Here is a 12257-nt window from a genome sequence, read left to right as displayed (position 1 = left end):
GTCCTTCGCATGGCTTGAAAAATGCCGTCGTCTCTGGAAAAACTGTGAGCGAAAGCTTCATACCAGCGAACAGTTCATTGTCCTCGCGTTCCTCGCTCTCCTGTTAAAAAGATACTGAGCACGCTCTTAGCCCATCGCATTGTCATGGCCCCATTGACGCGCTCGCGCGCACGCCAGCCAGGCAACGTCCCGAGTCCTCTGAACGCCGCGTACTACACGCAGCGCGCTTCAGCCGCCCTCATCATCAGCGAGGCGACCCAGGTTTCCATGCAGGGCCAGGGCTATGCCTGGACGCCGGGCATTCATAGCCGGGAGCAGGTCGAAGGCTGGCGCCTGGTTACCGCGGCCGTGCATGCGGCCAGAGGGCGGATCTTCCTGCAAATGTGGCATGTCGGCCGCATCTCGCACCCGGCGCTGCAGCCGGACCGCATGCTGCCGGTCGCCCCGTCGGCGATCCGTCCCAGCGGCCAGGCCTTCATCGAGAACGACCAGGGCGAAGGCGAACTGGTACCTTTCGTCACCCCGCGCGCCCTGCAGACCGAGGAAATGCCCTACCTCGTCAGCCAGTTTGTGAGAGCCGCCACGAATGCGCTGCAAGCCGGCTTCGACGGCGTCGAAGTGCATGGCGCCAACGGTTACCTGATCGACCAGTTCATCTGTTCCAAGACCAATCAGCGTGTCGACCAGTATGGCGGATCGGCCGCGGACCGGGCTCGCCTTCTGATGGAGGTGACAACGGCTGTCAGCGAGGTCTGGGGCCGCGAGCGTGTCGGCGTGCGGCTGTCGCCGCTGGGCACCTTCAACGATGTGAGCGACGACGACCCGGAGGCCACGTTCGGGCATATCGTCAAGCAGCTGGATGCGTTCGGACCTGCCTATCTGCATGTCATCAATCCAGCCGCTGCCGCGCTCGAAAAGGGTAACGCACCCGATCCCTCGGCCATGCGCATGCTCGACATGATCCGCAAGACATTCCGGGGCAAGCTCATCCTGACCGGCGGTTTTGACCACGGCAGCGCCAATGAATGGCTTGCGCAAGGCAAGGCCGACCTGATCGGGTTCGGCCGCGGCTTCCTGTCCACTCCCGACTTGCCGGAGCGGTTCCGACTGGGCGCGGCCCTGAATACTCCGGACCCCAGCACCTTTTACGGCGGCGGTGCGAAAGGGTACACCGACTACCCGAACCTGGCGCAAACGCGTGGCGAGGCGCCTAGCCCCTGCGTGGATGAAAGCTGGCGGTGATGCACGCATAGGTAGACGGGACGGATGTTCCGCCCTGCTCTGTCAGAGTCCTGCAATATCAAGGAGAGAGTGTCAGTGAAACACCAATGCAGCCTGACCGCGGCAAGCATTATCACTCTTGAGTTTTCCATTCTCCCGACCTTCAAGGAGCGTTCAAGATGCGTCCCGACAAACTCACAACCAAATTACAGGAAGCCCTGGCCGATGCCCAAAGCCTGGCTGTGGGCAATGACAACCAGTATATCGACCCGGTGCATTTGCTCATCGCCTTGCTCAAGCAGGAAGATGGCGGCGCCCGGTCACTGCTTCAGCGCGCCAATGTCAATATCGGCGGCTTGACCAAGGCGCTTGAGAGCGCGCTCGAACGCTTGCCCAAGGTCAGCGGCACCGGCGGCGAAGTGCAGGTGAGCCGTGAACTGTCGGCCTTATTGAATCTGGCCGACAAGGAAGCTCAGAAGCATGGCGACCAGTTCATCGCGAGCGAGATGGTGCTGCTCGCCCTTACTGAAGACAAGTCCGAAGCTGGCCGCGCCGCGCGCGAACACGGCTTGACGCGCAAGGCGCTGGAAGCAGCCATTGATGCCGTGCGCGGCGGCGGCCATGTCGATTCCCAGGAAGCGGAAGGCCAACGCGAAGCACTGAAGAAATACACGCTGGACCTGACCGAGCGGGCACGCCTCGGAAAGCTTGACCCGGTAATCGGCCGCGACGATGAAATCCGCCGCGCCATCCAGGTCTTGCAGCGCCGCACCAAGAACAATCCAGTGCTGATCGGCGAACCGGGCGTGGGCAAGACCGCCATCGTCGAAGGCCTGGCGCAGCGCATCGTCAATGGCGAAGTACCCGACAGCCTCAAGGGCAAGCGCGTGCTGTCGCTCGATATGGCGGCGCTGCTGGCTGGCGCCAAGTACCGAGGCGAATTCGAGGAACGGCTCAAGGCGGTATTGAAAGAGCTGGCCCAGGATGAAGGACAGACCATTGTCTTCATCGACGAGCTGCATACCATGGTAGGCGCCGGCAAGGCCGAAGGCGCCATGGATGCCGGCAACATGTTGAAACCGGCCCTGGCGCGCGGCGAACTGCATTGCGTGGGCGCGACCACGCTGGACGAATATCGCAAGTATGTGGAAAAAGATGCCGCGCTGGAACGCCGCTTCCAGAAGATTCTGGTCGACGAGCCCAGCGTGGAAGCCACGATTGCGATTTTGCGCGGCTTGCAGGAAAAATACGAGGTCCACCACGGCGTGGAAATCACCGACCCGGCGATCGTCGCGGCGGCCGAGCTGTCGCACCGGTACATCACTGACCGTTTTTTGCCGGACAAGGCGATCGACCTGATCGATGAAGCCGCTTCCAAGATCAAGATTGAAATTGACTCAAAACCGGAAGTGATGGACAAGCTCGACCGCCGGCTGATTCAGCTGAAGATCGAGCGCGAAGCGGTGAAAAAGGAAAAGGATGAAGCCTCGCAAAAGCGCTTGGGCCTGATCGAGGAAGAAATCCAGCGGCTCGAGCGTGAGTATGCCGACCTGGAAGAAGTGTGGAAGTCCGAAAAGGCGGCGGTGCAAGGCAGCGCCCATATCAAGGAAGAAATTGAAAATGTGCGATTCCAGATGGACGAAGCGCGACGCCGCGGCGACTGGCAAAAGATGTCGGAGCTGCAGTATGGCAAGCTGCCGGAACTGGAAGCGCAGTTGAAACAGGCTGACCTTGGGGAAGCCAAGTCGGCCAAGGCGCGTCTGCTGCGCACCCAGGTGGGAGCCGAGGAGATCGCCGAAGTGGTGTCGCGCGCGACCGGCATCCCGGTATCGAAGATGATGCAGGGCGAGCGCGACAAGCTGGTGCACATGGAAGACGAATTGCACAAGCGCGTGATAGGCCAGCATGAAGCAATCGTGGCCGTGTCGGATGCGATCCGGCGCTCTCGCGCCGGCCTTGGCGATCCGAACCGTCCGTATGGTTCGTTCCTGTTCCTCGGGCCGACCGGGGTGGGCAAGACGGAGCTGTGCAAGGCGCTGGCGGCGTTCCTGTTCGATACGGAAGAATCGCTGATCCGGATCGACATGAGCGAATTCATGGAAAAGCACTCGGTGGCGCGCCTGATCGGCGCCCCGCCGGGCTACGTGGGCTATGAAGAAGGCGGTTACCTGACCGAAGCGGTGCGGCGCAAGCCGTACAGCGTGATCCTGCTCGATGAAGTCGAGAAGGCGCACCACGACGTGTTCAATGTGCTGCTGCAGGTGCTGGACGACGGCCGCATGACGGATGGTCAGGGGCGTACGGTGGACTTCAAGAACACAGTGATCGTGATGACCTCGAATCTGGGTTCGCACAAGATCCAGTCGATGGAAGGCAGCGATCCGGAGGTGGTGAAATTGTCGGTGATGGCTGAAGTCAAGTCGCATTTCCGGCCCGAGTTCATCAACCGGATCGACGAGATCGTGGTATTCCATGCGCTCGACGAGAAGAACATCGGCGAAATCGCCCGGATCCAGATCAAGGTGCTCGAAAAGCGGTTGGCCAAGTCGGAGATGTCACTCAAGGTCAGCGATGCCGCTCTGCAGAAAGTCGCCGAGGCCGGTTTCGATCCAGTGTATGGCGCGCGACCGCTCAAGCGGGCGATCCAGCAGGAAATCGAAAATCCGCTGGCCAAAGCCATCCTGGAGGGGCGGTTCGGGGCGAAGGACACTATCCTGGCAGACGTCAGGAATGGTCGGCTGGTGTTCGAAAAGGCGACTTGACGGGGACTGTCATCGGCAAGCGTTGAATCATCCTACTCACTTCATCGCAGTATTCCTGCGCAAGAGGCTGCAACATGACATACCAGAGCGTCAATCCGTACGACGGACAGGTCATCAAGACCTTCGAGGACTTTACCGACGAGCAGGTTGAGACTGCATTACAGAACGCGGAGCAGTGCTTCGGGCACTGGAAACGCGCGTCGTTTGATCATCGTGCGAAAGTGCTGCATACGGCAGCGGATTCCTTGCGAACCCGTTTCGACGAGTTTGCACGGCCGGTGACGCTTGAAATGGGCAAGCTGATCAAGGAGAGCCGCGCCGAGGTACAGCTCAGTGCCGACATCCTCGACTTCTACGCCGAGAACGGCGAGCGCTTCCTCGAGCCAAAGCGCATCCATTCGGACACGGGAGAAGCGGCGGTCATGAACGCTCCGCTCGGCGTGCTGTTCGGCGTCGAACCGTGGAACTTCCCTTACTACCAGCTGGCGCGCTTCGTCGCGCCGAACCTGATGGCGGGTAATACCTTGATGGTGAAACATGCGTCCAACGTACCGCAATGCGCACAGGCCTTCGCCGACCTGCTCGATGACGCGGGAGCACCCACGGGAGCCTATACCAATATGCGCGTCAACAAGGACCAGATCGCACGCATCATCGCCGATCCGCGGGTACGCGGCGTGGCGCTGACCGGGGGCGAGGACGCCGGCACGGTGGTCGCCACGCAGGCCGCCCACGGGTTAAAAAAAACGACGATGGAGCTGGGCGGGAGCGATCCGTTCATCGTGCTGGAAGACGCCGACCTGCCGCTGGCGGTGCGGTGGGCGGTCTGGGGCCGGATTCACAACGCCGGTCAAAGCTGCGTGGCGTCGAAGCGCTTTATCGTGGTCGAGCCGCTCGCCGACCAATTCCTGCAGCAGTTCAAGGCGGCATTGGGCGAACTGAAGATGGGCGATCCGATGGACCCGGCGACCACGCTGGCGCCGCTGTCATCGAAGGAGGCGCTCAGGCGCTTGAAGGACCAGGTCGACCGGGCGGTGGCGGCTGGCGCCCGCATCGAGATGGGCGGGCAGCCGGTCGACGGCGCAGCCGCGTTCATGCCGGCTACCATCCTGAGTAACATCGACCGCGGCAATCCCGCCTACAACGAGGAATTCTTCGGGCCGGTGGCGCTGTACTTCCGTGTCGCCGATGAGCACGAGGCGGTCAAGCTTGCCAACGACACCAGGTTCGGCCTCGGCGGCTCGGTCTTTACCAAGGATATCGAGCGCGGCAAGCAGGTGGCCGACAAGATCGATTCGGGCATGGTGTATATCAATCATCCGACCTGGACCGCGCCCGAGTTTCCGTTCGGCGGCGTGAAACGCTCCGGTTACGGGCGCGAGCTCGGCGATGTCGGCATCCAAGAGTTCGTCGACAAGAAACTGGTTGTGGTGACTGAATTCGACGCACCGCCCTGAGCATCTGCGTTATCGCACCTGGCCGGATCAGGCGCTGCTTGGTCCGGCAGCGCCAGCTTGGGGTCGATCGCAGTCGTCAGGTCATCCAGTCAGGCCGAAAGCGCTCTAGCCCTGCCATGGATTCCTCCCGCGCCTCGCCAGACGAAAAAATTCATCGGTCTCCTTTGGCATATTATGACTTGGGATTGGAACAAGGCGTCGCTTTGCATTGGGGCGTACTGGCTCAAATCATTTCCAAAGGCACTTTGTGGTCGGGCGGCGGGAACGCGCGGTCCAGTGCGGCAAGCTCGTCCAGCGTCAGATGAATGTCCAGCGCGATCCGGTTTTGCTTGACATGCCCGGGCGTGCTGGCCTTCGGCACCGCAATCACGCGCTCCTTGCGCAGCACCCAGGCCAAGGCGATCTGTGCCGGCGTGGCGGAATGTGCATCGGCAATGCGCCGAATTTCGGGGTTCCCCATCAGGCGGCCTTGCTCCAGCGGCGAATACGCCATGATCGGAATGTCGCGCTGCTCGCACCATGGCATCAGGTCGTATTCGATGCCTCGCCGCATCAGGTTGTAGAGCACCTGGTCGGCTGCAACCGCCGACTCGCCTGGCGGCCCGCAGACTTCCTCCATGTTCGGCACATCGAAATTACTCACACCCCAGTAGCGGATTTTGCCCGCGTGTAGCAGGTCGTCGAAACCCGCCAGCGTTTCCGCCAGCGGAATCGCGCCGCGCCAGTGCAACAGGTACAGATCGATGCGGTCGGTCTCGAGGCGGCGCAGGCTGTTCTCGCAGGCCGCGACTGTTCCTTTTCGCGTCGCATTCCGTGGAAGCACCTTGTCGACGATGAAGATCTGTTGCCTGCGTCCTTCGATCGCCTTGCCAATCAGTTCCTCGGCCGCGCCGTCGCCATACATTTCTGCGGTGTCGATCAGTTTCATACCGATGTCGATACCGGACCGCAGCGCGTCGATTTCGTTCTGGCGGTTTTCGGGACGTTCCCCGAAACCCCATGTGCCCTGTCCGAGCACAGGCACTTCCTCGCCCGAAGAAAGTTTGGTGTTGCGCATGACTGCTCCTGTCATCTGAGCCTGCATTGATTGGATGGGGTCATGTTGTCCTGAGTACGAGTCGGAACCTGCAGGTCGTCCATCAGCACCATCTCTTTGCCATAGACTCTGATGGTCCGGCCACGCATCGTGGCTGGATAATTTGCTGTGTCGCTCATGGCTGGTCTCCTGTGATAGCGCTGTTTCGCGGATGGGCGTGACGTTCGCGTGGGACGTTCAGGTATCTGAGACTGAGGAAAGCATAACAAATCACCATTGCGGTCAGACCCAACAGGATGTAATCGGTTCTGGGCAATAGCAGGGCGAACCCGGTCAACACGAAAACGACCAGGGTGTTGACAACCAGCTGGGGTCGCAGCTCGGGACGCTCCATGAAATAGCCGTACTGCTTGCCAATGAAAAAACAGACCGCGCCGATGACCGACAGTACCCGGAAATCGGACACCGTCATGTCGTCCAAGATCGCGTGCCGGATCAGGCTGGCTAGAGTCGACAGGCCGATGAAGACGAAAAGGTGCGAGTACAGGACCGAGTGGCCGGTCGTGAGCTTCTGTTCGGTCAGCAGGTGAAAACTGTTGAAGTAGACCCACCAAATGCTCGATATCATCATGAAGCCGGTCGCGGCTGTCAGCAGCCTCTCCACAGTCCAGCTGATGTTGGCCAGTCCCGTGGACAGGCTGAAAACGGACTCTCCCAGTATGATGATCGTCAGCAGGCCCACACGCTCGATCAGGTGTTCCGTATGCACTGAAATGACCTGGAGACGACGCGGCAAAAAAAAGATAAACGCGACCAGATCGAACAGTATCCCAAGGTAAAACACGACATATTGCTGTGGCGCCGGGAACAGGATCGAAGCGAGGCTGATGGTTGCACCAGTGACGGTCACCCAGCCAACTACCGTTGTGAGTTCTACACTTTCCTTGTGGCGGTATTTCGACACGAAATACATCATGGCGATGATGTATTTCGCACCGACGTAGCAGACGACGATGGTCTCGAAGCTGGTCACGAATCGTTGGTCGATCAAGCCCGAGATGATAATCAGCAGGAACATGATGAACAGGGTTGCCAGCCGATGCTTTCGGTCATCCGCGTCGAACCGGTTGGCATACATTGTGTGGCTGGCCCAAATCCACCACAAAGGAATAAAAATCAGCACGAATTTCCAGAACTGGAGCGGGTCGAGATGACCCTCGTGCGTATGGCTCAGGATATGCGTGACGTCACCGATCGTCACCACATATATCAGGTCGAAGAACAACTCGAGCCAAGTGGCACGGCGATTGGCCTCGAAATATTTTGTGTTTTGCATATTGCCTGCGTGTCTACCTTGCGCCTGTCGGCCGCGAGCGGCGGCCAGTCCTCTTACGCTGTACCGGGTGCCGTCTTGAGGCGGGCGGCCCACTCGCGCATCGAGCGCGGCGGCCGGCCCAGGACCTGCTGGACGCCGCTTGCGAGCGTTGCGGCATGGCCCTGCCGAATGAGGGCGTTCAGTTCCAGGAACGCATCCACCAGCCAGGCCGGAATGCCGGTCTTTTCCATCGCCTCGCGCGCCGCGTGTTCGGACACGTCGACGTAGGCATAGCGATGGCCCAGCACCGAGCCGAGCACAGAGAGCGCCTCGGCAGTCGACAGCAGTTCCGGCCCGGTCAGGTCGATGACGCTGCCGGCGTAGCTATCGGTGCACAGTACCTTGGCCGCCACTGCGCCCACGTCGGCCGGGTCGACCCAGGCCGCCTTGCCATCGCCGTTGGGCAGGTAGACTTGGCTGTCCTTGTGTGGATCGACGCCGTAGTACCTGATGAAGTTGTCCATGAAAAAGGTTGGACGCAGCATGGTCCACCCGATTCCGCTGGCGCGGATTTCGCGCTCGGCGACGAAATGTTGGCGGCCCAAGATGATGCCGGGCTCGGCATCGGCACCCATCACGGACACGCGCACGATGTGCCTGACGCCAGCCCGTTTGGCTGCCGCGACGGCCTGCAAGACGTAACCGACCTGCCTCTCGCTGTTGGGTGTGAGCAGGAACAGCCGGTCCACGCCTTGCAACGCCGGCAGATAGCTGCCGAGCTGATCCCAGTCGAAGACTACGCTCGGTACGCCCAGCGCGTGCAAGTCCGCCGGGTTGCGCGCCGCGACCTTGAATGCGGCATTCGCTGTGCGCAGCTCGGTCATCGTCGCCCGCCCGATGCTACCGGTTGCGCCTGTCAACAGAATCATGAGGCCCTCCCTTCACAACCCCCTGATAAAGACCAGCATGGCCGATGCCTTGATCGGTACGATCTGGTCGATGCAGCGGTATCCGTGGGCTGCCAGGAAAAACATCTGGTCTTCGAAGGCATCGGCATCGAGGGGCCAGCTGTGGCTGAACATGATAGGCTGCCCGCTTTCCCCTCCCCAATCCTTGTGGTAGATCGTGGTCCCGTCGCTGATCGAAATGGTGTTAGCCATCCATCTCTCTCCCTCGCTGGGGTGCCTTCTCTTTGAGGCCCTCTACTACGGAAAGTTCGGTTATGCCACGGACGATAGGGCTGGCCGGGACGATAGCATCGGCACGAACTGAAATGAAGATGCACCGTGACTTTTGCAGAAGGATTTCGGCTGATTGCGACCAGTTTTTTCGGTGAGTTGAGTTCGCGTTACTAGCCACCCCTCCGCACTGGGATTGCCCAATCCTGCCTCGCTCTGGCATAGATTAAAGATGCAAGAACTTATCGATCGTCCTATTCTCAACTGTTCACTTAAAAGATATTCCTTTCTTTATTTGGAAGACAGCTGTGAGCGGTCCCAGGGTATCTGCCGAAATGATCAAGGGTATTCTGCGCCTGAAGATGCACGTGAAGCCTTCGCATGAACGAATCGCGCGTTCTTTCGCTCTTTCAACAGTAGTGGTCTGAAAGTACGTCGCATTGGCAAAGAAAGCCGGTCTTGATTGGTCACCAGTGCACTTGGTGAGCGAAGCTGAAATCGGCCAGCGACTGCGGGCTCGCCCACGGCAGACATTCGACATACGGCTTATTAGTCACGCCTGGGACGGCATGCTGCAAATCAATGCCTGCTGCCTAGATAACGCGCCGCGCAACTTATGTTCCCAATCCTTGCCTAAACTGACTATTCATCTGAAATCGGAGGCAAGCCATGAACCCCGATGTTGCGCAGTCTCTGAGCCCAGCGGTAAAGGCTCTCCCCCACGGTGCCATGACGGACGCCTCGCACGACCGGGAAGTGCCGGAGGTTGACCTGCTCAGCCCGCTGGACGTGCGCGGTATCACGCTGCGCAACCGCATCGCCATGGCACCAATGTGCCAGTATTCGGCCGAGGACGGGATTGCCAACGACTGGCACCTGGTGCATCTGGGCAGCCGTGCGGTCGGCGGCACCGCCCTCGTGATCGTCGAAGCCACCGGGGTCACCCCGGACGGCCGCATCACTCCGGGCGACCTCGGCATCTGGGGCGACCAGCACATAGAGCCGCTAGCGCGCATCGCCCGCTTCGTCCACAGCCAGGGCGCAGTGGCCGGCATTCAGCTGGCGCACGCCGGCCGCAAGGCGAGCACCGCGGCACCCTGGACGGGCGGCGCCACGTTGAAAACCGCCGCCGAGGGTGGCTGGCCAGTCGTCGCCCCCAGTCCGATCCCTTTTTATCCGGACGATCCGACGCCCGTCGCGCTCGACGAAAAGGGCATCGACGGTATCGTCGACGCGTTTGAGGCCGCGGCGCGGCGCGCCCTCGCGGCAGGGTTCAAGGTACTTGAAATCCACGCCGCGCATGGATATCTACTGCACCAGTTCCTGTCGCCCCACAGCAACCAGCGCAATGACCAGTACGGCGGCAGCCTAGACAACCGGATGCGCTTCCTGCTGCGTGTCACCGAGCGACTACGGGCCGCAATGCCTGACGAGCTGCCGCTGTTCGTGCGGCTATCCGCCACTGACTGGGCGCCGGGCGGATGGGATATTGAGCAATCGGTGGAACTGTCTCGGCGGCTAAAGGGGCTCGGTGTCGATCTCATCGACGTCTCGACCGGCGGCAACCTGCCGACCGCGCGCATTCCGGTGGCCAAGCGCTACCAGGTGCCGTGCAGCCGGAGGATCCGCGATGACGCCGACATCCCGACCGGCGCTGTGGGGCTGATCACCGATCCGAAGGAAGGCGACGAGATCGTCACTGGGGGCGATGCGGACATCGTGCTGGTCGGACGCGAACTGCTGCGCGAGCCATACTGGGCGCTAAAGGCCCAGCATGCATTCGAGGAAGAGCCGGCTTGGCCGGTCCAGTACGGCTACGCAGTGAAGCGCCGGGCGAAATGAAACAATCGGGACAGTCGGACCGCCGCCTCTGACGCGTGAAGCCGCTTGCCACGGTACTGTGAGACTTCTTCAGTAACTCGCCCCTCACCGGTAGGATACAACCGAAGCGGCCCTCGGCAAGTCTGTGCTGATCGCTCATTGACGTCCCTAATCGGCACGTTTCAGCACAACCTCCGGTGGAAGCGGACGAAGTTACCCATCTTAGCTCAGCTCGTTGCAGGAAATGCTGAATGGTCCCTTCCGGGAATTGCCATTCAAGTTCGGGAACGTGCTTGTTTCTATTGTGAAGGTAATTGTTTTGTCAGCTTCGTTGAATTCGTATCTACCGAAGTGGTCAGTCGACCCTTGCCCCACCACCTTGTACTCGTCATTGGTGCCTTGGTTACGGTCATTGGACGCGAACTTTGGCTGGTCAGTACGAGAGGTCATCAGCACGTAGTTTCCTTTGCTGTCAAACGCTGTGCGGCCTTGGGGATTAGGACCGAACAGAGGTGTTATCTGTCATCCGGCTTGACGTTGTCCACGGACAGATACTTCCAGGTTCCTACGATTTGTTCTTTGAGGGACTTTTGCTGGCCTGCGCCGCTGCGAGGCAGGAGACCGGAGTGAAAAGTACGAATGCCGAAGGTACTGCAGCAATCAGGCCGAATCTCATGGTGCCCCTGCTCGGACAAAATCGGTTCCGCAAATCGAATGTCTTATGTCCGATTGATACCGCATATCAATACCCGAGAACGTTTCCTCTTCGGGCTGGCCATTCGAGGTAAGAAGGCGCGTCCGGCCTGTTTGTTCAGCCTCAACCTATGGTTCAAATGCGTCGCTGTGATAGATCGAAATTCGAACGTCCGGAAATGGCCGGTAAGCTCCCTGTTATACCGGGAGATGGGCGCTAACCGACCCATTGCTACACCTCCGTCTGTTCAGCGATCTCTAACGCATCATCAACCTCAATGCCGAGTAGCCGCACACCCGCACCTTGGTCCAGGTAGTCGCTCCATGCGGCACCGCCTTTTCTTCGAAGAGAAACTGTCGCAGACGTACTGCAATCCGTTCAATGTCGTAGTCGTTCGCATCGATCTTCCAGTCATGGCGCTCGGGCACGATACCGGTGAAGCGCTGCCCCAGGTCTTTGAGCAACGTGGCCACCGACTCGTTGCCGATGCCGCCCGCCCCGGTAATCATTACGGCAACTGGGAGGTCTTCTCGCAAATGGACGATTTTGCGTAAACTGTTGTAAATCATTCCATTGGCGAACGAACTCGCACTGTCTGTTGCCATCACGACGCCATCATTGATCTTGACGGAAACAAGTACGGTCATTATACCAATCCCACGGTTAAGCGAACCGCCTCTGGCGCTGGAGGTCTGAAGGAGACGAAGTCCTGTCTTGGAGGCGACCATGTTGACGCCAGAGGCACTGCAGCGCTTGCAACGGTACAACTTTGA

General features: G+C 60.0%; 11 protein-coding genes and 1 pseudogene. 5 read left to right on the top strand and 7 right to left on the bottom strand.

The window, feature by feature from the left end; genetic code table 11:
• The 4 genes and pseudogenes from IGW03_RS36195 to IGW03_RS36180 all read left to right on the top strand — a co-directional run.
• Positions 1 to 118 (top strand): annotated as a pseudogene (locus IGW03_RS36195) (IS5/IS1182 family transposase); the annotation flags it as partial.
• 26 nt (positions 119 to 144) lie between these two features.
• The gene (locus IGW03_RS36190) at positions 145 to 1242 is read left to right on the top strand and encodes an alkene reductase (RefSeq protein ID WP_194727230.1); all 1098 of its coding nucleotides are present in this window, start codon (positions 145 to 147) and stop codon (positions 1240 to 1242) included.
• A gap of 158 nt (positions 1243 to 1400) precedes the next feature.
• On the top strand, positions 1401 to 3983 hold the full coding sequence (gene clpB / locus IGW03_RS36185) for an ATP-dependent chaperone ClpB (RefSeq protein ID WP_194727229.1): 2583 nt from the start codon (positions 1401 to 1403) through the stop codon (positions 3981 to 3983).
• A 74-nt stretch (positions 3984 to 4057) separates the two neighbouring features.
• Entirely contained in the window at positions 4058 to 5440 is a 1383-nt protein-coding gene (locus IGW03_RS36180; RefSeq protein ID WP_194727228.1) for an NAD-dependent succinate-semialdehyde dehydrogenase, read from the top strand.
• Between the two features lie 223 nt (positions 5441 to 5663).
• Here IGW03_RS36180 and IGW03_RS36175 read toward each other — a convergent pair whose 3' ends face one another.
• The 5 genes from IGW03_RS36175 to IGW03_RS36155 are packed head-to-tail and all read right to left on the bottom strand — an operon-like array spanning position 5664 to position 8951.
• Positions 5664 to 6497 carry an aldo/keto reductase gene (locus tag IGW03_RS36175; protein WP_194727227.1) on the bottom strand — a complete coding sequence of 278 codons (834 nt, stop codon included), beginning with the start codon at positions 6495 to 6497 and terminating at the stop codon, positions 5664 to 5666.
• 11 nt (positions 6498 to 6508) lie between these two features.
• Entirely contained in the window at positions 6509 to 6655 is a 147-nt protein-coding gene (locus IGW03_RS36170; protein ID WP_194727226.1) for a hypothetical protein, read from the bottom strand.
• Entirely contained in the window at positions 6652 to 7812 is a 1161-nt protein-coding gene (locus IGW03_RS36165; protein ID WP_194727225.1) for a low temperature requirement protein A, read from the bottom strand. The genes IGW03_RS36170 and IGW03_RS36165 overlap by 4 nt, the downstream gene beginning before the upstream one ends.
• 53 nt (positions 7813 to 7865) lie before the next feature.
• A complete protein-coding gene (locus IGW03_RS36160; protein WP_194727224.1) occupies positions 7866 to 8720 on the bottom strand; it encodes an SDR family oxidoreductase in 855 nt (284 codons plus the stop codon).
• A 12-nt stretch (positions 8721 to 8732) separates the two neighbouring features.
• Complete coding sequence (locus IGW03_RS36155) at positions 8733 to 8951, bottom strand: alpha/beta fold hydrolase (RefSeq protein WP_438943707.1); 219 nt, start codon at positions 8949 to 8951, stop codon at positions 8733 to 8735.
• 687 nt (positions 8952 to 9638) lie between these two features.
• On the opposite strand from IGW03_RS36155, the gene IGW03_RS36150 reads away from it, so the two are divergent.
• Positions 9639 to 10811: an NADH:flavin oxidoreductase/NADH oxidase gene (locus tag IGW03_RS36150; protein WP_194727223.1), complete on the top strand. Its 1173-nt coding sequence runs from the start codon at positions 9639 to 9641 to the stop codon at positions 10809 to 10811.
• A gap of 201 nt (positions 10812 to 11012) precedes the next feature.
• Here IGW03_RS36150 and IGW03_RS39210 read toward each other — a convergent pair whose 3' ends face one another.
• Both IGW03_RS39210 and IGW03_RS36140 read right to left on the bottom strand, forming a co-directional pair.
• The gene (locus IGW03_RS39210; RefSeq protein WP_369122968.1) at positions 11013 to 11240 is read right to left on the bottom strand and encodes a lipocalin-like domain-containing protein; all 228 of its coding nucleotides are present in this window, start codon (positions 11238 to 11240) and stop codon (positions 11013 to 11015) included.
• Positions 11241 to 11741: 501 nt separating this feature from the next.
• Positions 11742 to 12257, bottom strand: a 516-nt coding sequence (locus tag IGW03_RS36140; protein WP_228536313.1) for a hypothetical protein, incomplete at its 5' end; no start/stop codon positions are given.

This window comes from Noviherbaspirillum malthae, from assembly GCF_015352985.1.
GTDB classification, from domain to species: Bacteria; Pseudomonadota; Gammaproteobacteria; order Burkholderiales; family Burkholderiaceae_D; genus Noviherbaspirillum; species Noviherbaspirillum malthae.
Note: the sequence above shows the minus strand (reverse complement) of the source record. Positions and strands in the feature narration are given on the sequence as shown.

Coding starts and splice junctions, on each gene's coding strand:
- clpB (WP_194727229.1), top strand. CDS start 1,401: ATGCGTCCCGACAAACTCACAACCAAATTACAGGAAGCCCTGGCCGAT.
- IGW03_RS36150 (WP_194727223.1), top strand. CDS start 9,639: ATGAACCCCGATGTTGCGCAGTCTCTGAGCCCAGCGGTAAAGGCTCTC.
- IGW03_RS36165 (WP_194727225.1), bottom strand. CDS start 7,812: ATGCAAAACACAAAATATTTCGAGGCCAATCGCCGTGCCACTTGGCTC.
- IGW03_RS36180 (WP_194727228.1), top strand. CDS start 4,058: ATGACATACCAGAGCGTCAATCCGTACGACGGACAGGTCATCAAGACC.
- IGW03_RS36190 (WP_194727230.1), top strand. CDS start 145: ATGGCCCCATTGACGCGCTCGCGCGCACGCCAGCCAGGCAACGTCCCG.
- IGW03_RS36175 (WP_194727227.1), bottom strand. CDS start 6,497: ATGCGCAACACCAAACTTTCTTCGGGCGAGGAAGTGCCTGTGCTCGGA.
- IGW03_RS39210 (WP_369122968.1), bottom strand. CDS start 11,240: ATGACCTCTCGTACTGACCAGCCAAAGTTCGCGTCCAATGACCGTAAC.
- IGW03_RS36155 (WP_438943707.1), bottom strand. CDS start 8,951: ATGGCTAACACCATTTCGATCAGCGACGGGACCACGATCTACCACAAG.
- IGW03_RS36170 (WP_194727226.1), bottom strand. CDS start 6,655: ATGAGCGACACAGCAAATTATCCAGCCACGATGCGTGGCCGGACCATC.
- IGW03_RS36160 (WP_194727224.1), bottom strand. CDS start 8,720: ATGATTCTGTTGACAGGCGCAACCGGTAGCATCGGGCGGGCGACGATG.